Origin of the sequence: Colwellia asteriadis (assembly GCF_039523295.1) — a bacterium.
Taxonomy (GTDB): Bacteria; Pseudomonadota; Gammaproteobacteria; order Enterobacterales; family Alteromonadaceae; genus Colwellia; species Colwellia asteriadis.
The window spans coordinates 288,058-308,995 of record NZ_BAAAFA010000004.1; the positions used below are offsets into that span (position 1 = coordinate 288,058).

General features: G+C 37.6%; 15 protein-coding genes. 8 read left to right on the plus strand and 7 right to left on the minus strand.

From position 1 onward, the window contains the following. Window positions 1-121: 121 nt before the first annotated feature. Window positions 122-2,059 carry a methyl-accepting chemotaxis protein gene (locus ABD005_RS07785; protein ID WP_343816777.1) on the minus strand — a complete coding sequence of 646 codons (1,938 nt, stop codon included), beginning with the start codon at window positions 2,057-2,059 and terminating at the stop codon, window positions 122-124. Between the two features lie 328 nt (window positions 2,060-2,387). On the opposite strand from ABD005_RS07785, the gene ABD005_RS07790 reads away from it, so the two are divergent. The 3 genes from ABD005_RS07790 to ABD005_RS07800 are packed head-to-tail and all read left to right on the plus strand — an operon-like array spanning window position 2,388 to window position 5,835. After that, a complete protein-coding gene (locus ABD005_RS07790) occupies window positions 2,388-3,569 on the plus strand; it encodes a thiamine pyrophosphate-dependent dehydrogenase E1 component subunit alpha (protein WP_215980439.1) in 1,182 nt (393 codons plus the stop codon). A 2-nt stretch (window positions 3,570-3,571) separates the two neighbouring features. Continuing rightward, window positions 3,572-4,549 (plus strand): alpha-ketoacid dehydrogenase subunit beta, encoded by a 978-nt coding sequence (locus ABD005_RS07795; protein ID WP_343816778.1) that lies wholly within the window; start codon window positions 3,572-3,574, stop codon window positions 4,547-4,549. Between the two features lie 26 nt (window positions 4,550-4,575). Further along, window positions 4,576-5,835 (plus strand): dihydrolipoyllysine-residue acetyltransferase, encoded by a 1,260-nt coding sequence (locus tag ABD005_RS07800; RefSeq protein WP_343816779.1) that lies wholly within the window; start codon window positions 4,576-4,578, stop codon window positions 5,833-5,835. 149 nt (window positions 5,836-5,984) lie between these two features. On the opposite strand, the gene ABD005_RS07805 is transcribed toward ABD005_RS07800, so the two are convergent. Further along, the gene (locus ABD005_RS07805) at window positions 5,985-7,841 is read right to left on the minus strand and encodes a M2 family metallopeptidase (protein WP_343816780.1); all 1,857 of its coding nucleotides are present in this window, start codon (window positions 7,839-7,841) and stop codon (window positions 5,985-5,987) included. A gap of 568 nt (window positions 7,842-8,409) precedes the next feature. On the opposite strand from ABD005_RS07805, the gene psrA reads away from it, so the two are divergent. Continuing rightward, window positions 8,410-9,039 carry a TetR family transcriptional repressor PsrA gene (psrA, locus tag ABD005_RS07810; protein WP_343816781.1) on the plus strand — a complete coding sequence of 210 codons (630 nt, stop codon included), beginning with the start codon at window positions 8,410-8,412 and terminating at the stop codon, window positions 9,037-9,039. A 98-nt stretch (window positions 9,040-9,137) separates the two neighbouring features. On the opposite strand, the gene dsbB is transcribed toward psrA, so the two are convergent. Together dsbB and nhaD are read right to left on the minus strand one after the other, a co-directional pair. Further along, complete coding sequence (gene dsbB / locus ABD005_RS07815) at window positions 9,138-9,656, minus strand: disulfide bond formation protein DsbB (RefSeq protein ID WP_343816782.1); 519 nt, start codon at window positions 9,654-9,656, stop codon at window positions 9,138-9,140. Window positions 9,657-9,823: 167 nt separating this feature from the next. After that, window positions 9,824-11,224 carry a sodium:proton antiporter NhaD gene (nhaD, locus tag ABD005_RS07820; RefSeq protein WP_215980433.1) on the minus strand — a complete coding sequence of 467 codons (1,401 nt, stop codon included), beginning with the start codon at window positions 11,222-11,224 and terminating at the stop codon, window positions 9,824-9,826. Window positions 11,225-11,498: 274 nt separating this feature from the next. On the opposite strand from nhaD, the gene fadR reads away from it, so the two are divergent. Further along, complete coding sequence (gene fadR, locus ABD005_RS07825; protein ID WP_215980432.1) at window positions 11,499-12,212, plus strand: fatty acid metabolism transcriptional regulator FadR; 714 nt, start codon at window positions 11,499-11,501, stop codon at window positions 12,210-12,212. A gap of 44 nt (window positions 12,213-12,256) precedes the next feature. On the opposite strand, the gene ABD005_RS07830 is transcribed toward fadR, so the two are convergent. From ABD005_RS07830 to ABD005_RS07840, 3 genes are read right to left on the minus strand one after another with little or no spacing between them, the layout of a single operon-like run. Then, window positions 12,257-13,831, minus strand: coding sequence for a SpoVR family protein (locus tag ABD005_RS07830; protein ID WP_343816783.1), 1,575 nt, complete (start codon window positions 13,829-13,831; stop codon window positions 12,257-12,259). A gap of 16 nt (window positions 13,832-13,847) precedes the next feature. Next, window positions 13,848-15,128 (minus strand): YeaH/YhbH family protein, encoded by a 1,281-nt coding sequence (locus tag ABD005_RS07835; protein WP_343816784.1) that lies wholly within the window; start codon window positions 15,126-15,128, stop codon window positions 13,848-13,850. A 12-nt stretch (window positions 15,129-15,140) separates the two neighbouring features. Then, on the minus strand, window positions 15,141-17,075 hold the full coding sequence (locus ABD005_RS07840; protein WP_343816785.1) for a PrkA family serine protein kinase: 1,935 nt from the start codon (window positions 17,073-17,075) through the stop codon (window positions 15,141-15,143). 509 nt (window positions 17,076-17,584) lie between these two features. On the opposite strand from ABD005_RS07840, the gene ABD005_RS07845 reads away from it, so the two are divergent. From ABD005_RS07845 to ABD005_RS07855, 3 genes are read left to right on the plus strand one after another with little or no spacing between them, the layout of a single operon-like run. Continuing rightward, entirely contained in the window at window positions 17,585-19,204 is a 1,620-nt protein-coding gene (locus ABD005_RS07845) for a methyl-accepting chemotaxis protein (RefSeq protein WP_343816786.1), read from the plus strand. Between the two features lie 54 nt (window positions 19,205-19,258). Further along, window positions 19,259-20,398, plus strand: coding sequence for a porin (locus ABD005_RS07850; RefSeq protein ID WP_215980427.1), 1,140 nt, complete (start codon window positions 19,259-19,261; stop codon window positions 20,396-20,398). A gap of 10 nt (window positions 20,399-20,408) precedes the next feature. Next, the gene (locus tag ABD005_RS07855) at window positions 20,409-20,840 is read left to right on the plus strand and encodes a type 2 periplasmic-binding domain-containing protein (RefSeq protein WP_343816787.1); all 432 of its coding nucleotides are present in this window, start codon (window positions 20,409-20,411) and stop codon (window positions 20,838-20,840) included. Window positions 20,841-20,938 lie beyond the last annotated feature (98 nt).

A 20,938-nucleotide genomic window follows, 5' to 3' on the forward strand; every position in this document is an offset into this window, starting at 1 on the left:
GCTGAAATACAAGTCGCTAAGAAGGTTTTAGTTACTTGTATTTCAGCGGTTAATTTCGATTAAATGTTAAATGCTAGTTCAGGTTATTTGCTAAGATATTTATAATTACGTTAAGCTGTGCTTAGCTAGCAATTTTCAGAGTTTGGTTAATATCTTCAACTTGGTTATGAACTTGTAATGATATTTCACGAGCGAGTTCTTTGGATTGTCCAACCTCTTTATTTACACGTAACATTGCTTGCTCAAAGGCGTGGAAGTGCGACTTTTGCTCTGTGATATGTCCTAAAGTTTCGCGGGCTACATTCGCTGATATTTGCGCTTGTTCACTGACTTGCTGGGCATTTTCTTTTAATGCTAGAGCAACATGTTGCTGTTTAGCTGAGGCTATTTCAATAGCCTCCATGGTTTGTTTAATCGAGTGATTGTCAGACTGCAATTGTTTTAATTGGTCATTAATTTGTTGCAGTGAGTCTTGGGTTCTTCCTGCTAATTGCCTCACTTCAGTAGCAACCACGGAAAAACCACGACCATGTTCACCAGCACGTGCTGCTTCAATGGCGGCATTTAATGCTAGTAAATTAGTTTGATCAGCAATTGCGCTAATCACTTCAATAATTGAGCCGACACTGTTAACTGACAGCGCAAGTTGGTTAATAGCTGCTTTGCCCGATTGTGCGGCGCTATTCGTTGATTGGCTTGCTGATAAAGCATCATCAACTTCGCTTTTACTGGCTAACATGGCTTCTTGAGTTAACTGAGCATTGGCGGCAGCTTGTTCAGATAAATCGTTCACTTGGTCGCTCGCCTCAGTTAATGCAAGCATGATTTGATGGACAGTATTTACTTCATCGTTGGTATTATTTGCTGTAGTTTGAATGATGGCCGTTTGATTCTTCATGGTTTCTAGCGCACCAGAAACTAAGCTTAACTGTTGTGATTTTTGTGTAGCCTCTTGTGCTAATTGTTGCACCATTTGATTAAAACTGGCGGCAATTTCACCAAGCTCATTATTAGGTTTAATATTTTCGATAATATTAAACTGACCTTTCTCTATTAAATTGACAAAGCTGTTTCGAAGTAAGCGTAGTGGCTTTAGTATAATACGATGTTGTAAGAAGTGATTAATCAGTAAGAAGACAACCATAGCGCTTAATAAGACTATAATAATGACGGTTAAGTCGTTAAGGTCTTGCTCTTGTTGAGCGTTAATTGTTTTTTCAGCATCAAAGATAATTTTTTCAAATACTGTAATGTTATTTTTTAATAAACGTAAAGTGTCACTTTGTTGTTGATATAAGTTGAAAGTACGATTGAGCTCTTGTTGGTATCGTTTACTAATGCTTTGTAATTCAGCGAGGGCTTCATTGCTTAAATCAACAGCATCGTCATCATTGTCTACCAACTCATCCTCATCAACCTCTTCTAATATGCCTAACGCTGGAAATGTTGAAAGTGCTTTTATAGCCGTTTTTACCTCAGTAAGCGGAACTTCTATTATAGCTAAGCTATTGTCATTATTTCCTTGTAATGCTTTTGCTCGTGCCATAACCAAAGCACTTAAAGCGCTGGCTAATTGTTCAGTCGTTATTAAATAATGTAAACGTTGTGCTTCGGTAATAGTAGAGCTTGCTACCGCAAAAGTGGCTAGTTGATGGTTAAGGCTAATTAAACTGCTTTCGCTATTAATAAGTAGCGCGTCTAAGTTACCACTGAGCTTTCCCGATGAGCGAAACTTGGTTACTAACAGAGTTTTAAGCGCTAAAGAGAAATCAATTATTTGTTGCTGTAGCGCTTGTTGGTTTATTGACTTTGCTTGGTTAATAATTGCATCAAGTTGTGTTTCTGCTTTAGTGAGTAGCGTTGCATCGCCGTGTTCAAGGTATTGGCTGATTGTTCGGTTGAAATCAATTGCGACAGCAAATTTTAACTGTTGGTAAGCCTTTATACGTTGCTTACTGGTAGTAAGTGAATCACCGACCCAAAAGAGTGAATATAAAAAAGCTAAAATAAAAATAATCATGGCAAAAGAAGAGAGTTTAAAAAAGCGAGAGGCGCGCATGGTGTAAGCCTATTAACAGAACATAGAGTAATAACGACAACTTTATTGGCTTTTTATGACTAGATGATGACAATGTCGATTAAGGTGTAAACAAAATTGCTCACTTGTTCGAAAATATGAGCTAAGTCATTAGGTGTGATTCTTGATTGTCAGTTAACGTAAAGGTAAGGTTCATGAAGATTATTACGGTTTATTAGCTATACTCAACAACTAAATAACCTCACTCAATACTACATTTCGATAGTAAGGTGAGCATAAAAGTAGATGCTAATAAATTATCCTGCGGCAGCGTATCTCTACGCTGAGCGAACAAAGATAAGAGAACATTATGAATAATGAACTTTATAATGACGGACCAATAGTGCATCAAGCCACCTTTATTGATGGTAATAGTGTCATCATTCCTGAGTTAAAGCTGCTAGACCAAGATGGTAATACCTATCCTGGTGCAGATTTACCTGACATTGATAAAACCCTAGCAATAAAAATATATAAAACCTTAGCATTTCACCGTGTACTCGATGAGCGCATGGTTGCGTCACAGCGCCAAGGCCGATTAAGCTTTTACATGACGGCGTTAGGCGAAGAGGCTGCCAGCGTTGGCGGCGCTGCTGGATTAGAGCCACAAGATATGATCATGACGCAATACCGCGAGCAAGGGGTATTAATGTTTCGTGGTTTTAGTCTTGAAAACTTTATGAATCAGCTGTTTAGCAATGCTAAAGATTTAGGTAAAGGGCGTCAAATGCCTATCCATTACGGCTCTAAAGAGCTTAATTGTATGACAGTATCTTCAACATTAGCGACGCAAATTCCGCAAGCGACTGGTTATGCTTATGGGCAGAAGGTCCAAGGGTTAAACGCTATTACCTTATGTTATTTTGGTGAGGGTGCAGCATCTGAAGGCGACTTTCATGCTGGTTTAAATATGGCAGCAGTGCAAGAAGCTCCTGTGGTTTTTTTCTGTCGTAATAATGGCTACGCTATTTCAACACCAGCAGATGAACAGTACAAAGGTAACGGCATAGCGTCACGCGGTGTTGGTTACGGTATTAAAACTATTCGTGTTGATGGCAATGATATCCTGGCCGTGCTTAAAGCAATGCAATTGGCTCGTGAGTATGCGGTTAGTGAGCATAAACCTGTGCTTATTGAGGCAATGTCGTACCGTCTTGGTGCACACTCTACTTCAGACGACCCATCAGGTTATCGAACCAAGGAAGAAGAAGCAAAATGGCAAGCTAATGATCCTATTTTACGTATGAAAAACTGGCTACTTAAGCAGGAGTGGTGGGATGAAGCACAAGAAACAATACTATTTGAGCAACTTAGAGAAGACATACTTGCCGCTGTGAAAGTTGCTGAAAAAGTAGATAAGCCTCATATAGATACCATGATAACTGATGTTTACGATGTGCCAACACCGCAACTAAAAGCACAACTTGAAGCTGTTAAAGCGCACGTTAATAAGTACCCTGAATCTTACCCATTTACGGCAGGAAAATTTTAATCATGGCTCAAATGAATTTATTACATGCAATTAATAATGCCCTTGATATCGCAATGGCAGATAACGATCGTACCGTATGTTTTGGTGAAGATGTTGGGCATTTCGGTGGTGTTTTTCGTGCTACAAGTGGCTTACAAGAAAAATATGGTAAAACCCGTTGTTTTAATAGTCCGTTAGTAGAGCAGGGCATTATTGGTTTTGCTAATGGTTTAGCTGCGCAAGGATCTGTTGCTATTGCCGAAATACAATTTGCGGACTATATCTTCCCAGCGTTTGATCAAATTGTGAATGAAGCCGCTAAATTTAGATACCGAACTGGTAATGAGTTTGATGTGGGTAAGTTAACTATTCGTGCTCCTTATGGTGGTGGTATTGCTGGTGGTTTATATCATAGCCAATCGCCAGAAGCTTATTTTGCTCATACGCCAGGACTAAAAGTGGTTATTCCTCGCAACCCATATCAAGCCAAAGGTTTATTACTTGCTTCAATTCGAGATGATAACCCCGTGGTGTTTTTTGAGCCGAAGCGTTTATACCGTGCATTGGTTGGCGAAGTGCCAGAAGAAGATTACCAATTACCTTTAGGTAAAGCAGAGGTTGTACAAACGGGTAAAGATATTACGCTATTGGCTTGGGGCGCTCAAATGGAGATCATTGAGAAGGCCGCTAAAATGGCAAGTGAAGATGGTATTTCATGTGAAATTATTGATTTACGCACCATAATCCCTTGGGATATTGAAACCGTTACTCAGTCTGTAATGAAAACTGGTCGTTTATTGGTGAGTCAAGAAGCCCCTTTAACAGCAGGCTTTGCTAGTGAAATAGCGGCAACTATTCAAAATGAATGCTTTCTGCATTTAGAGTCACCTATTGCGCGAGTTTGTGGTTTAGATACACCTTACCCTTTAGCGCTTGAAAAAGAATATATTAGTGATCATTTGAAGGTTTATGAAGCCATTAAAACGAGTATTAACTTTTAATATTTACCCAACTACAGGAACAGAACATGAGTATTGATTTTATATTACCTGATATTGGTGAAGGTATTGTTGAATGTGAGCTGGTTGAATGGCTGGTTAAAGAAGGTGAAACCATTGCAGAAGATCAGCCTATCGCTGATGTCATGACAGACAAAGCGATGGTGCAAATACCCTCAATGCATTCAGGGGTTGTTGAAAAGCTTTATTATCAACAAGGTGATATTGCAAAAGTACATGCGCCGTTATTTTCAATGACACCGAATGAAGATAAGGGTGCGGTTAGTCACTCGGATACAAGTGAGGCCCAAGCGAGCAAAATAGAGCCGACAACAAGTTCTGAGCAAGTTGCTACTGTAGTGAGTAAGCTTGAGCAAACACCCGAAAAACTATCTCAATCGAAAAACTCTCAAGGAAAAGCGCTTGCTAGTCCTGCCGTTCGTCGTGTCGCCCGTGAATTAGATGTGAACATTCATGAGGTCGATGGTAGCGGTAAAAAAGGTCGAGTATATAAAGATGATGTTGTTGCCTTTACTCAACAGAGTATGACGCTAGCAAGCTTACCGGCCCAACATAGCGTTGGCGGTACACGTGTAGAAGCAATTCGTGGTATTCAAGCGGTAATGGCTAATGCAATGCAAGACAGCGTTAGCACCATCCCACATTTTACTTATTGTGAAGAGATTGATTTAACAGAGCTTATTGCATTACGTAGTGCGTTAAAAGAGCAATATGCAAAGCAAGATATTAAACTAACCATGATGCCATTTTTTATGAAGGCAATGTCGTTAGCGTTGAAAGAGTACCCTGTTATCAACTCAAAAGTGAATGCGGATTGCTCTGAAATAACTTATTTTAACGATCATAATATTGGTATGGCGGTTGACTCCAAAGTCGGTTTGTTAGTTCCTAATATCAAGCAAGTACAAACTAAGTCAATTATTGATTTAGCACATGATATTTCTCGTTTAACAACTGATGCTCGTAATGGACGAGTAGCGGCAGGTGATTTAAAAGAGGGAACTATTACTATTTCAAATATTGGTGCTATTGGTGGGACAGTTGCAACTCCAATTATTAATAAGCCTGAAGTTGCTATAGTTGCTTTAGGTAAAGTACAAAAGTTACCACGCTTTGATGAATTTGGTAATGTACAAGCGCGCAGTATTATGCAAGTTAGCTGGTCTGGTGATCATCGTGTTATTGATGGTGGGACTATCGCGCGTTTTTGTAATTTATGGAAATCTTTCTTAGAGCAACCAAGTAACATGCTAGTGCATATGAGCTAGTGAAATTATAGCAGTTAAGTTATAGCCGTTAAGTTTGCTATAAAAGTATTTCAAAGGAAAGAAAAAGCCCCGTTATTGTCATGAATAACGGGGCTTTTTGATTCGCTAAGAGTGCTATAAGAGCCGAATTAGCCCAATAGCACTATGTGCTAGAAACCACACTGCTTACCTTGGTTTTTATCTTTAAGCCATACATGTAAAGGTGCAAAGTAATCTAAAATGGCTGTTGCATCCATTTGCTCACTACCCGTTACAACTTTATAAGCTTGTTGCCAAGGCTGACTAGAGCCCATTTCAAGCATAGTGTTTAATGCTTTACCCGCTTCTTTAGAGTTGTAAATAGAGCAACGGTGAATAGGGTCGGTATTACCTGAAATTTCACATAACGCACGGTGGAATTCAAATTGTTGAATATGCGCTAAGAAATAACGGCTATAAGGAACACCACCAGGAACATGGTATTTAGCGCCAGGATCAAAAGCATCAGCGTCACGCGCTACAGGTGCTGTTACACCTTGATATTTTTCACGTAATTCCCACCATGCTGTGTTGTAGTTTTCAGGGGAAATTTCACCTGAGTAAACTTTCCAGCGCCATTGATCAACCATTAAACCAAAAGGAATAAAGGCTATTTTATCAAGAGCCTGCTTCATTAATAAGCCAATGTCTTTTGACTCATCTGGAATAGTATCAATTAAGCCGATTTCTTTTAAGTATTTAGGAGTTACCGATAATGCAATTGTATCGCCAATCGCTTCATGGAAACCATCATTTGCACTGTTTTGGAAATACACTGGTTGGTCTTTATAGGCGCGTTGGTAGAAGTTATGCCCTAATTCATGATGAATAACGTTGAATTCTTCCCCTGTTTTTTGAATACACATTTTAATGCGTAAATCATCTTTAGCATCTAAATCCCAAGCACTAGCATGACAAATAACATCTCTGTCTGCAGGTTTAGTAAATAAAGAACGTGTATAAAACGTTTCAGGAAGTGGTGCAAAGCCTAATGAAGTAAAGAACTTCTCAGCACCTTTAACCATGCCTATTTCATCGTAATTATGCTTTGCTAACTGCTTAGTAACATCGTAGCCAGGATCAGCATCTTCAGGTGCCACTAAATCGTAAATGTTACCCCACGATTGTGCCCACATGTTACCTAATAAATGAGCCGGAATAGGTTTATCTTGTGCAACTTTATCAGTACCATAAGTTTCACCAAGCTCTGTACGAACATAACAGTGTAAGTCTTCATACAGTGGCTTAACTTGACCCCATAAGCGGTCTAATTCGTTTGCAAAGTCATCTGCAGGCATATCGTAATTTGAACGCCACATAGCGCCTAAATCTTTATAACCTAAACCGTTGGCACCTTCGTTAGCAAGCTCAGCTTGACGAGTATATAAAGGCTTCATTTCAGGGCTAATTTCACGCCAGCCTGTCCATAACTCAAGTAACTCATCGTAATCACGTGATGTAGCCATTGTTGAGGTCATATCACCTAAACTCAGTTTTTCACCTGTTTTAGTTGTGTAGCTACCTTTACCATAAATGCTGCCTAACTTAGCGCCTATTTGCGCTAACTCAGCCGATTTTTCAGAGTCTTGTGGCGCAGGCAATACTAAACTTTGCTTTAAAAAGTTTAATTGACGACGTTGAGTGGCATTCACTTCAACATTATCAAACTTGGCAGCTTGCATAGCAAATCGTACGCCGGCTTCAGTTGATTTTTGACTAGACTCTGCTGCAAGTGATGCAGTATCTTCGGTAATAAAGTTAGCATAAATCCATTGTGCTCTAGCGCCTTCTAGACCTAACGCTACCATTTCTTTGGCAACATCATCTAAAAATACTTGTGCGTCTTTAGCCGTTAATGGTGTGGCAACTTTTTCTGCATTATTTTGAGTAACCGGTGCGGTTACGGTTTCTTTGTTACAGGCAGTTAATGAAGCCGCTATAACTAAAGCTAAGCCCGTTAACTTAAACGTTGTTGTTATGTTTTTCATTATGATTAACTAAATTTTTATTAGAATATTGGTGATTGCTAGTATATAAAAAAGTTGAATTGATTCAACTTTTTAGCAAAATTAACTATGAGAATTTTAGCTAAGTAAATAATAAAAAAAAGCCCTCTTTAAAAAAGAGGGCTAAAGACACAACATGAAATAGTTACTTAATAAACATATTGTTACTACAAGGGAGAATGAAAACTAACAATATGATATCGGTGATGGTTGATCTTTACTGTATAGCTATCGTAACGATTTGTAATGCAACCAAGGTGAAGTATTAGATAAAAAAATGACTCAGGGAGTGATTGACAGATCAGGTCGCTGAGTCAGGAAATAACATGTATTCGTATAGTTAGAGGTGCTGACTATAATTAAGTTCAACTTTTATTCTATTTTTTATGGTTAATTTTTTATCCTGTTTGTGCATATTGAATAATTCAACACAAGGTAAGGATAATACTTGTAGCTAAGGGGGATATAAGCTATTTTAAACGGATGTTTGAACTAGGTGTTTTAACACTTATATTTGAATGGCTTATGAATAATAGAGAGTGTTACAGCTATGAGTACAAAGAATAAAATATTAGATGCAGCAGAATTACTCTTTGCAGATAAAGGATTTAATGGCACATCGTTGCGAGAAATTACTAGCTCTGCTGGGGTTAATTTAGCGGCAGTTAACTATCATTTTGGTTCAAAAAAGGAATTAATTAAAGCGGTAATGTCTCGTTATATGAATGAACTGGCTCCTAAATTAGAGCTCGCTTTGTCGGTTATTGTGCATGGTGACGATAAACCTAATCTTGATGAGGTATTTTTTGCTTTTGTGGAGCCGTTACTGCATTTAAATGAATTTAAAGTTAATGGTACTAGTATTTTTTTACAATTATTAGGACGGGGCTATACCGATAGCCAAGGCTTTTTGCGTTGGTTTTTAACCACACAGTATCCAAATGTTTTTACGCATTTTACCAAAGCCGTTCATAAAGCTTATCCAGAGTTAACCACACAGGAAATGTTTTGGCGTTTGCACTTTACCATGGGAACTATTGTTTTTACGATGTCGTCAAGTGATGCATTAATGGATATCTCGCGTAATGATTTTAATAATGATGTATCGATTGAGACATTAATAAATAAGGTTATTCCTTATGTCGCCGCAGGAGTTGGCGCGCCTATTATTGCAGAATAACTTAAAAGCTTAAGAGGTGAAAAATTGAGAGAAGCATGCTCACTTATGATTATTGATAAGTGAGCATGCTTTACCTGTTTTTATAAACAGATAATAGACTAAGGTTTTTTAGCAATAACCAATCTATTAAGTAGAATAACAGCGAAAGCTATACTGTAAAATGCATAAATAACTAGCATCCATTGTGGCATGCTAAACCCTAAAAATTGCCAACTAATTTCACCACAATCACCTGTTGCCTCAAATAAAAAAGGTAGCCACTCATGAAGCGGTGCCCAAGTTGGGAAGTTAGGAATAAATTCACAGCTAAAAAATAATGAGCCGCTATTACTTTGCATTTCAATATGCTCAAGTGCGATCAAACCACCCCAAATAGCACCAGTCCCCCATAATGAAAATGCAGTAACCCTAGCAATGATATTGTTGTGCCCAGCAGCACCAATAATACCGGCGATAACAATCGCCAAAATAGCTAAACGTTGATACACACACATAATACATGGGGCTAAGTCCATGGAGTATTGAAAAAATAATGCCGTTAACTCTAATCCAAGTGCTGATAATGCGAGTAGTAACCAGGGGGTTCTGGTTGTCGTTATTTTGCTGAGATAGTTCAAAAAAATTCCTTAAAGGTACGTATAAGTTTTAAAGTAAGTATTTTAGCAGCCATAAAAAAAGCCCCTGCATTTAGGGGCTTTATCATAACAATTTAGCGGTTATAAGCTAATTATAATTATTAAAAATCTTGTAATTAAATATGAATAACAAGATTTATATAGGGTATTTAGTTTATAAGTAAATGCACGTAAATACTGGCAGCATAACCTAAAGAGATAACAGGCATCCATTTTAGGTGTGCGAAAAAGGTGTAATAGCCTCTTGCTTGACCCATTAAGGCAACGCCAGCAGCGGAGCCTATAGATAATAAGCTACCGCCAACACCAGCGGTTAATGTTACTAGCAACCATTGGGTATGTGACATATCAGGGTTCATTGTTAGTACTGCAAACATTACGGGAATGTTATCAACAATTGCCGATAAAATACCTACTAATATATTGGCATTTGTCGCGCCAAGCTCACCATACATGAACTCAGAAACCATGCCTAAATAACCAATAAAGCCTAAACCGCCAACCGCTAGGATAACACCGTAGAAGAAGAATAAAGTATCCCATTCTGCTTTTGCTATTTTATCAAAAATGTCGAAGCTGTTTTCAGGCGCGTGGCTGGTCGGTAAATCTGAGGTATCAATTTCACCTTGACCTGTTTTACGTATGTAGTAGCCGAAGAACTTTAAGTAAGCTAAACCTAACATCATGCCAAATACAGGGGGTAAGTGTAAGAAGTTATGGAAAGATACTGCAGTAACAATGGTTAATAAAAATAATCCGACAATGGTTAAGCCGCCTTTTTTAATGACAGCACCATCACCTTCATTAGGGCTAGGGTGACCTTTAGGAAGGAAAAACTGCATAATAAACGCTGGGATAATAAAGTTCACTACTGATGGTAAGAATAGCGCAAAAAACTCAGTAAATTGTACAATCCCTTTTTGCCAAACCATTAGGGTTGTTATATCACCAAAGGGGCTAAAAGCACCACCAGCATTAGCACCTACAACGATGTTTACACAACTCATAGCGATAAACTTAGGTTCATCTTTACCAACGGCAAGCACTACAGCACACATTATTAAAGCGGTAGTTAAGTTATCAGCGATAGGTGAAATAAAGAAAGCGAGAATACCAGTTAACCAAAATAGTGCTTTATAGCTAAATCCTTTATGTACTAGCCAGTCACGTAACGCATCAAACACACCGCGCTCTAACATTGCGTTGATGTAAGTCATAGCGACCAGTAAAAAGAAGAACAATTCGGCATATTCTAAGAAATTATGACGTATTGCCACTTCAGCGGCATGGGGCATGCCCTCTGAAGCGTAAACTATGGCAATTAAAACCCAGATTAAACCCGCGGCAAGTAAAACCGGTTTTGATTTACGTAAGTGAAGTTGTTCTTCTAAAATAACAAGTGAATAAGCAACAACAAAAATAGCAATCGCGGTATAGCCAATCCAGTGATTAGTTAAATTAAGCGTTTGTCCGAGGTCTGCTGAAGCAAATGCTATGCTAGGAAAGAGTACTGCTGTAAATGCCAGTAAAATCAATAGAAATGGTTTCATGTTATTCTCTATTAAGCTGTAAAATTAATACGGCTGAAGGTAAGTATGATTATTTTTGCGTGAATTCTATCAAAATCATAACAAAATGATACAACAAAGACTTTGATTGCAATCAATATTATTGATATTGAGCATTCGTGCCATTGATAGCTTGAATAGCGGATAGCTATGGTATTCGAATGCCCTCGGTTGCACTTGTGTAGAAAAAAACTTCTGGTACAATCAGTTGCTTATTATATTGTCGTTCACGTTTAAACTTAGGTAAGCATAATCAATGGTTATAAAAGCTCAAAGTCCAGCAGGTTTTGCTGAGCAGTACATAGTTGAATCTATTTGGAATGGTGGCTTCCCTCCAGGCTCTATTTTACCAGCAGAACGTGAATTATCTGAGTTAATTGGTGTGACTAGAACAACGCTCAGAGAAGTGCTACAGCGTTTAGCAAGAGATGGTTGGTTGACTATTCAACATGGAAAACCAACTAAAGTGAATAATTTTTGGGAAACCTCAAGCTTAAATATTCTTGCCACATTGGCAGAGCTTGACCAAGAAGGTATTCCAGACTTAGTTGATAACTTATTATCAGCACGTACTAACATTAGTACTATTTATATTCGTGGTGCAATTAAAAATAACCCTGAGGCCACTGCTGCATTATTGCAAAAGTATACTGACATTGAAGATACTGGTGAAGCTTTTGCTGAGTTTGACTATCAACTTAATAAAGAATTAGTGGTCGTATCAGGAAACCCTATTTACTTACTTATTTTAAATGGTTTAGGTGGATTATATTCTCGTATTGGTCGATTATACTTTGCCCACCCTCAAGGGCGTGAAATTTCACGTACTTATTATCAGTCACTTATTGATTTAGCTAATAATAATAAATTTGATGAGGCAGCGGCGGCGGTCCGTAATTACGGCATGGAGTCTGGGAAACTTTGGATTGATCTCAAAGCAGAAGTTTTAAAAGAGCTTTCTAATAACTAATAAAGTTTTCTCTGCTTTGAACCAGTACTTTTATTAAGGCGACATTAGTCGCCTTTTTTTGTGTTGGCAGGACATTGTGCGATAACTTCATCAATACCAACATTATTTTCTTGAACTATCTTTACCTCAAAATGCCATAAGTAATGTAAGTGCTTTAACACTTCGTCTTTTGAGTCTCCTAGACTTACTCCGTTATGCGGAGTGTATCTTAAGGTTAGCCCTCTATCGCCATCAATATTCGCATCAATAATTTGAATATTGACTTCTAAATTACTTAAATTGTATTGATTGGCTAAATTGTTACGTAAGCTTTTATAACCCTGCTCATTATGTATTGCGCCTATTTCCACATAATTGTTTTGTGTATCATCATTAATGTGAAATAACTTAAAATCTCGCATCAATTTCGGTGATAAATATTGGCTAATAAAACTCTCATCTTTAAAGTTTTCCATGGCAAAGTGCACAGTGTCGAGCCAATTGCTGCCAGCTATCTCAGGGAAGTAAGCTCTATCTTCTTCAGTTGGATGCTCACAAATGCGGCGAATATCCATAAACATATTAAACCCTAATGCGTACGGGTTTATGCCTGAATAATACTTGCTGTTATAGTCTGGCTGGGCAACTACATTAGTGTGACTGTGTAAAAACTCCAACATAAACTTGTCGGTTACTAACCCTTCATCATAGAGGTGGTTTAATAAGGTGTAGTGCCAAAAGCATGCCCAGCCTTCATTCATCACTTGGGTTTGTTTTTGGGGATAAAAGTATTGTGATATTTTTCGAACAATACGGACAATCTCTCTTTGCCATGGCTTTAATAATGGCGCATTTTTTTCAATAAAATAAAGAATGTTTTCTTGTGGTTCACTAGGGAATTGTACTGTGCCACTTGCACTTTTTTCTGTAGATTTTGGCAATGTACGCCATAGCATATTTACTTGTGATTGCAGGTACTCACTGCGCTCTTCTTGTCGCTTTAACTCTTCGTCGAGTGAGATTTTTTGTGGTCTTTTATAGCGATCTACACCATGATTCATGAGCGCATGACACGCATCTAACGTTGCCTCAACTTCTGCTATGCCATATTTAAGCTCGCATTTACTTATGTAATTTTTCGCAAAGAGTAAGTAATCAATAATTGAGTCTGCATCCGTCCATGACTTAAATAAATAATTACCTTTAAAAAAAGAGTTATGACCATAACAAGCATGCGCCATCACCAGTGCTTGCATTGTCATCGTATTTTCTTCCATTAAATATGAAATGCAAGGGCTTGAGTTAATAACAATTTCATAAGCTAAGCCCATTTGTCCACGCTTATAATTTTGCTCGGTTTGAATGAATTTTTTACCAAAAGTCCAATGGTTATAACCAATAGGCATACCAACACTCGCGTAGGCATCCATCATTTGCTCTGCTGTTATAACCTCTATTTGGTTGGTATAAGTATCAAGTCGATAAATCTCGGCAACTCTTGCTATCTCATTTTGATATTGTTCTAATAATTCAAATGACCAATCTGAGTTATCACTTAGTGGCTTTTTTGCTTTCTCATGGGTACCATTAACTGAATCTTTTTGCTGTTCTTTATTATTCTTTTTAGATGAAGTGTTCATAATGTCATCCACCTTTTTATGCGGCATTTGATGTTGTATTTTTTTTGAAAAGCTCTCTAAATACAGGGTAAATATCTGTGACCGATTTTATATGCTCAATAGCAAAGTTACCGTGGGTGTGGGTGAGTTGCTGGTAGTGTTGCCAAAGCGTTTGGTGTGCTCGCTGTGTTATTTCAATATAACTAAAGTAGCGTGACCTTGGTAATATGTTTTTCTCCAGTATGGCTTTACATTGAGGAGAATCATCTGCCCAGTTATCGCCATCAGAGGCTTGAGCGCCGTATATATTCCATTGACTATCATTATAACGTTCATTAATTATGTCATTCATTAGCTCCAATGCGCTTGATGCAATAGTGCCTCCCGTTTCTTGAGAATAAAAGAACTCATGCTCGTCAACTTCTTTTGCTTGGGTATGGTGACGAATATAAACAACATCGATATTTTTATAGGTTTGGCTAAGAAATAAATAGAGTAAAATATAAAATCGTTTAGCAATATCTTTAGTGGCTTGATCCATTGAACCAGAAACATCCATTAGACAAAACATAACCGCTTTTGAGGTTGGAACAGCTTGTCGTGCATAATTTCTAAAGCGCAGGTCAAAAGTATCAATAAAAGGGACTTTCTTTATTTTATTTGTAAGCGCTAATATGCTCTCTTTGAGCTCTTTTTCTTCTTGAATATGATCATGTTTATCACTTTGTATCAAAGCAAGTCGAGCTTCTAAGGCTTTTAACTCTTTACGCTTGCTTGCCGTCATAGCTATTCGGCGTGCAATAGATCCTTGTAAAGACTTTACTATATCAATATTTGACGGTACCCCTTCAGCGCAATAACCACTGCGTACCGTTTTGTATTCAATGAGCTTATCTAACTGGTTTTTTTCTAAGTTAGGTAACTCTAAATCTTCAAATAATAAGTCTAAGTACTCCTCTTTAGATATAGAAAATGAAAACTCATCTTCTCCCTCTCCGCTATCACTCGCTTCACCTTTACCTGAACCTTGACCTTGTTGTTGCGGTGGTCTTGGAATTCTATCTCCAGGTGAAAATTGATCATTTCCAGGATGAACTCTATCCTTTACACCGCCGCTACCTTGGTGAAACACTGGCTCAGATAAATCTTTTTTAGGAATAGTAATATTTTCACCTGAACTAATATCAGTCACGCCACGCTGATTAATGGCCCCTTCAACGGATTTTTTAATTTGGTTTTTGTAGCGCCTTAGAAATCGCTGACGATTAACAGTACTTTTATTTTTACTGTTAAGGCGTCTATCTATAAAATTAGCCATACATCACCTCCGTTAAGAAGATTTTCTTACACGTAAGTACCACTCAGATAATAACCTTACTTGTTTTTGGGTATAGCCTTTGGTCATCATACGCTGTACAAAGTCATCATGTTTTTGCTGATCATCAGTTGATGTTTTTGCATTAAAAGAAATAACGGGCAATAGGTCTTCGGTATTAGAGAACATTTTTTTCTCAATAACCGTACGTAATTTTTCATAGCTAGTCCATGCTGGATTTTTGCCATTATTATTGGCTTTGGCACGTAAGACAAAGTTAACAATTTCATTACGAAAATCTTTTGGATTACTAATACCCGCAGGCTTTTCAATTTTTTCTAGCTCTTCATTTAATGATTGTCTATCAAAAAGCTGACCAGTTTCGGCATCCCTATATTCTTGATCTTGTATCCAAAAATCGGCATAAGTGACATAACGATCAAAGATATTTTGACCGTATTCAGAATAAGACTCTAAATACGCGGTTTGAATTTCTTTCCCAATAAACTCAATATATTGAGGAGTTAAGTAACCTTTAATAAACTCCATATAACGTTCAGTGGTTTCTTGTGGTAATTGTTCACGCTCAACTTGCTGCTCTAGTACATAAAATAAATGTACGGGATTTGCTGCAACTTCTTGATTATCAAAATTAAAAACACGTGATAATATTTTAAAAGCAAAACGTGTTGACAAGCCTGACATCCCTTCATCTATACCCGCATAATCGCGGTACTCTTGATAAGACTTAGCTTTTGGATCTGTATCTTTAAGTGTTTCACCATCATAGACGCGCATTTTCGAGTAAATACTGGAGTTATCAGGCTCTTTAATACGTGACAGTACTGAGAATTGGGCTAAAATTTCTAATGTATCAGGGGCGCATTGCGCTGTTTTTAATTCGCTGTGCTCAAGTAGTTTTTTGTATATATTTACCTCTTCAGAAACCCGCATACAGTAAGGAACCTTAACAATATAAACGCGATCTAAAAAGGCTTCATTATTTTTATTATTTCTAAACGTTTGCCACTCTGACTCGTTAGAGTGAGCTAATAGAATGCCGTTAAAGGGTAGGGCCGATAAACCTTCGGTTGGGTTGTAGTTGCCTTCTTGTGTGGCAGTAAGTAGTGGGTGCAGCACTTTAATTGGTGCTTTGAACATTTCAACAAACTCCATTAGGCCTTGGTTAGCACGACACAGGGCACCCGAGTAACTATAGGCATCGGCATCATTTTGCGCGAAGTGCTCTAATTGTCTAATGTCGACTTTTCCCACTAAGGCTGATATGTCTTGGTTGTTATCGTCCCCTGGTTCAGTTTTAGCAATGGCTATTTGATCAAGAATAGAAGGGTATACTTTTACCACTTTAAACTGTGCAATATCTCCTTTAAATTCATGCAAGCGCTTAGCCGCCCAAGGTGAAATAATAGTATTTAGGTAGCGTTCTGGAATATTGTATTCTTCTTTTAGAATTTTACCGTCAGAGTGTGCATCAAATAAACAGAATGGGTGGTCATTAACAGGGCTTAACTCACCGTTAGCACTTAAAATATAAATAGGATCTTTTTGCATTAGTGCTTTCAGTTTTTCCGCTAGTGAGGATTTACCGCCGCCAACAGGGCCAAGTAAATAAAGAATTTGCTTTTGCTCCTCTAAGCCTTGAGAAGCATGCTTAAGATAAGAGACTATTTGCTCGATAGCATCTTCCATACCATAAAAGTCTGCGAAAGCGGGGTAACGATTAATTACTCTATTTGAAAATATTCGACTTAATCTGGGATCATTTGCGGTATCTATTGCTTCTGGAGTACCAATAGCACTGAGCAATCTTTCCGAGGCACTAGCGTAGGCTAATTTGTCATCCTTGCAGAGGGTTAAAAAGTCTTGCAAACTTAACTCTTCTTGCTGTGATTGCTCGTAACGTGTTTGATAATGTTGAAAAATACTCATAACCGTCTCCTAAAAAGCGCAATGTTATCGTCATCAAATTATTATTAAAGTTTAGTTCTTACAGCATTTCCATATTATTTCTATCTATTGTTAAGCTTGCGTTTAAAGGTATTTTATCTAAATAGTATCATTAATAAATCAACCATAACTTCAGACTAAACACTCACTATAACTAAAGTAAAAGGTCACTAAAGTGACGTGCTCGTTATATTTTAATTGTTATATTTTAAGATTAGTTGCTTTAATTGATTTAGCTAGGAAACTTAAGCAACTTTATTGTTACTTTGTAAAAAAAACAAAAGAAGATCAAATAACTATTCTCATTAAAAGTTATTTTTAGGTTTGTTATTTAGAGACTTCTTTCCTAGACTATTTTTATGCGTGTATGTATGCGTGTATGTATGCGTGCCAATCATAAGAGCACGATTGTTGATAGTTGCTATCGAAACCTAAAATTACAACATAATAAATAGTAATAATTCACAAAAATAATAAAAGGCAAGGATGAGATGAACTTTTTCAAAAAATTATCTATACGCTATAAGATTTTATTAATTCCTATGGTAGGTGCGTTAGGTTTTTGCGTTTATTTAGCAATAACTTTAGTGTCTATGTCGCAAATAGTAACTCAACTTAATCAAGCCTATCATGTTGAGTATCAGCTATTACAAACATCAGAACATAGCCTTGTTCGTTTGGATAAGATAAAAGAAACGTTAGGTAATGCCGTTACCATGGGAGAAGTTGATTTATTAGAGCTTGCTGATAAATATGCAGATGAAACTCGTGCTAAATTAGAAGAAAATATTGCATCTGATGCCAGTAATGCAAACTTCTTACGAAAGTTATTAAGAGATTTTAATGAGTACTATCAACTAGCCCATGCGCTTTCTAAAGAGATGGTTGATGGAACTGCTGACTTTGAAACCTTAGGCCCCCGTAGTCAGGCGATGTCGGAAAACTTAACGCGTTTACAAACCGAATTAAATACCTTTCAAGAGCAGCGTTACCAGTCATTCACCCAAGCATTTGAATCAGTTAATGAAAACGCGGAGTCGACTTCAACAATGGGGATTGTTCTTGGCGTTGTAACATTACTAAGCTTGTTTGCTGTGGCTTTGCCTATTGCTAATACTATTAGTGAAAAACTAAAAGATATTATTAGCTCAATGAAAGGTATCGCTCAAGAAAATGGTGACTTAACGGTACGGCTAGTGACTAGTAGTAAAGATGAAATGGGGGACTTAGTTTTTTGGTTTAATAGTTTTATAGAAAAGCTACAAAACGTCATCAAAAATGTGGTTGATACCGCCTTACCACTTGCAGATACCGCAAATAACATTTCAACGTTATCAAATAATACCATTGAGTCGTTTAAACGACAATCTGATAGCGTAGATCAATCTCGAAGCTCAGTTGAAGAAATGAGTCAAAGTGTTGCAGAAATAACAACCAATGCAGCAGATGCCGCTGACGCGGCTAAAAATGCTAATAATGAAGCGGTAAAAGGCAAGGAGGTGGTTGAGAAAACCATCGAAGGCATTAGAGTTCTTGCTGATAATATTACTCAAGCTGCAGAGTCTATAAATCAGCTCCAAGAGGATACTAGTCGTGTCAATGTGGTTTTAGAGGTTATTCGCGGTATTGCTGATCAAACTAATTTATTGGCATTAAATGCTGCTATTGAAGCCGCTAGAGCTGGAGAGCAAGGCAGAGGGTTTGCTGTGGTTGCCGATGAGGTAAGAGGCTTAGCGTCTCGAACTCAAGAGTCAACTGAAGAAATTAACCAAATGTTAAGCCAATTGCAAAGTGCAGCTAAGCGGGCGGTTACTATGATGGAAAACTCACAAGCGAGTGTGGAAGTGAGTGTCGAAAGTGCCAATGAAGCAGGACATAGCTTAGTTGCTATAACAGATACCGTGAATATTATTGCTGATATGAATGGCGCTATAGCAGTTGCTACAGAAGAGCAGCACCAAGTCTCGGGGTTAATGGTTGGGCATGTTGAAGATATACAAACATGTGCCAATGAAGCTTCCTCTGCATCACAAGAAATTGCAGGGGTAAGTGATAGTTTATTAAGTTTGGCGTCAGAGTTAGAAGCAGTTGCTCGTCAATTTAAAGTGTAGTGGTTAATCAATAGTTTTTAAGTTAATTATAATAAACGGTTAAGGTGGATATATATGAAACATACATGTAAAGCTCTTATCGTTACTAGCGCGTTATTTGCAGGTAACTTACACGCAGAAATAGTGTTTAATGGCTTTTCTTCTATTGTTGGAGGAGTGACTACATCTAGTAAAGATGAGTTATATGGTTATGATGACAGTTTTGACTTTAAAAATGACTCGTTATTTGCTTTACAAGCTAGCGCCGATTTAACGGATGGTATTGGCGTAACTGCGCAAATTATTTCTCGAGGTAAAAATGACTGGGATGTCGATTTTGAATGGGCTTATATCAGCTATGATGCGACTGATGACTTACGCTTTTTAGTGGGACGTCAACGAGCGCCTTTTTATATGTATTCTGACTTTCTTGATGTCTCTTATGCTTATACTTGGATTACGCCCCCAGCAGGTGTATACGATTTGATTTTTGATACTTTTGATGGCGTTGGCGCTATTTATAGTACCAGTCTAGGAGAGTTTGATAGTACCTTCCAAGTTATGTATGGGCGTAATACAGATAAACTCGATGTATTTGGTGAAACCGTTAGTCCAGATTTTAAAGACTTACTTGGCGGCTCATTTACTTTAACTCGCGATTGGTTAACTTTACGTGCAGGTATATTTCAAGCCGATACTACTATTCCACACTCGGGGATAAATGAAATTGCCTATGGCTGGCAACAAGCCGGTTTTACTGATGTTGCAAGTGATGTTTTAATTGAAGAAGATAAAGCTCTATTCGTTGAGTTAGGTTTTCAGTTAGACTTTGAAAATTTCCTTATTGTTGGGGAGTACACTGAGCTAACGCTAGATGATATGGCGATAGCGGATGAAGAGTCTTACTATGTTATGGCAGGTTGGCGTTTTTCAAATATGCTTTTACATGTTACCTACGGCGTTGATGAAAATAGTAAAAATGACTTAACTGCTGGAGTGCCTTGGGGCTTAGACCCTGGTATTGACTTTTTAAAAGCGAGTACGCAAGGTTTAGTTAATCAGCAAAAAGCCGATGAGAGCTATATTACCCTTGGGTTACGTTGGAATTTTCATGAGTCAGCAGCTCTTAAATTTGAATATACAGACTTTAGCGATGACTTAAATAGTTTACATGATGCGGGTGTTTTTAGAACCGCTTTAGTTACTGTTTTTTAAGGGGATGCCAATGAAATTACTTAACAAATATAAAATAAAACTTTCATTAATAACGTTTTTTCTTGTTTATAGTGTAAGTGCACTCGCTGATGTAGCGGTTATTGTTAATAGTGCTAATACAGCAGCAATAGATGAGGGGGATATTCCTCGTATTTTTTTAGGTAAAATTAAAAGTTATTCGACAGGAGATAAAGTTACTTTAGTTAACTTAAACTCGGATCAGTCAGCTAGAGCTGAATTTGAAGATAAAGTTTTAAATAAAAGTGCCACACAAATAAAGGCGTACTGGTCTAAATTAATGTTTTCGGGTAAAGCTAAACCGCCAAAAGAGCTTGAGAACGATAAAGCAGTCATTGATTTTATCCAGTCAAACCCAGGTGCTATTGGTTATATTTCTGCTGAAAGTGTTACGGACTCTGTGAAAGTAATTAAAACCTATTAATTTATCTTGAATCAAGGCGAAATAGGTTAGCCTCACGTTAAGCTTTTATAAAGCTGACACATAATGTCAAGCAGTATGCCAATGCACTTAAATACAAA

Excerpts from the sequence above, each read along its gene's own strand:
- ABD005_RS07845 (WP_343816786.1), top strand. The coding sequence starts at position 17,585 with ATGAACTTTTTCAAAAAATTATCTATACGCTATAAGATTTTATTAATT.
- ABD005_RS07790 (WP_215980439.1), top strand. The coding sequence starts at position 2,388 with ATGAATAATGAACTTTATAATGACGGACCAATAGTGCATCAAGCCACC.
- ABD005_RS07800 (WP_343816779.1), top strand. The coding sequence starts at position 4,576 with ATGAGTATTGATTTTATATTACCTGATATTGGTGAAGGTATTGTTGAA.
- ABD005_RS07835 (WP_343816784.1), bottom strand. The coding sequence starts at position 15,128 with ATGGCTAATTTTATAGATAGACGCCTTAACAGTAAAAATAAAAGTACT.
- ABD005_RS07840 (WP_343816785.1), bottom strand. The coding sequence starts at position 17,075 with ATGAGTATTTTTCAACATTATCAAACACGTTACGAGCAATCACAGCAA.
- ABD005_RS07855 (WP_343816787.1), top strand. The coding sequence starts at position 20,409 with ATGAAATTACTTAACAAATATAAAATAAAACTTTCATTAATAACGTTT.
- ABD005_RS07830 (WP_343816783.1), bottom strand. The coding sequence starts at position 13,831 with ATGAACACTTCATCTAAAAAGAATAATAAAGAACAGCAAAAAGATTCA.
- ABD005_RS07795 (WP_343816778.1), top strand. The coding sequence starts at position 3,572 with ATGGCTCAAATGAATTTATTACATGCAATTAATAATGCCCTTGATATC.
- ABD005_RS07850 (WP_215980427.1), top strand. The coding sequence starts at position 19,259 with ATGAAACATACATGTAAAGCTCTTATCGTTACTAGCGCGTTATTTGCA.
- fadR (WP_215980432.1), top strand. The coding sequence starts at position 11,499 with ATGGTTATAAAAGCTCAAAGTCCAGCAGGTTTTGCTGAGCAGTACATA.
- nhaD (WP_215980433.1), bottom strand. The coding sequence starts at position 11,224 with ATGAAACCATTTCTATTGATTTTACTGGCATTTACAGCAGTACTCTTT.
- ABD005_RS07785 (WP_343816777.1), bottom strand. The coding sequence starts at position 2,059 with ATGCGCGCCTCTCGCTTTTTTAAACTCTCTTCTTTTGCCATGATTATT.
- psrA (WP_343816781.1), top strand. The coding sequence starts at position 8,410 with ATGAGTACAAAGAATAAAATATTAGATGCAGCAGAATTACTCTTTGCA.
- ABD005_RS07805 (WP_343816780.1), bottom strand. The coding sequence starts at position 7,841 with ATGAAAAACATAACAACAACGTTTAAGTTAACGGGCTTAGCTTTAGTT.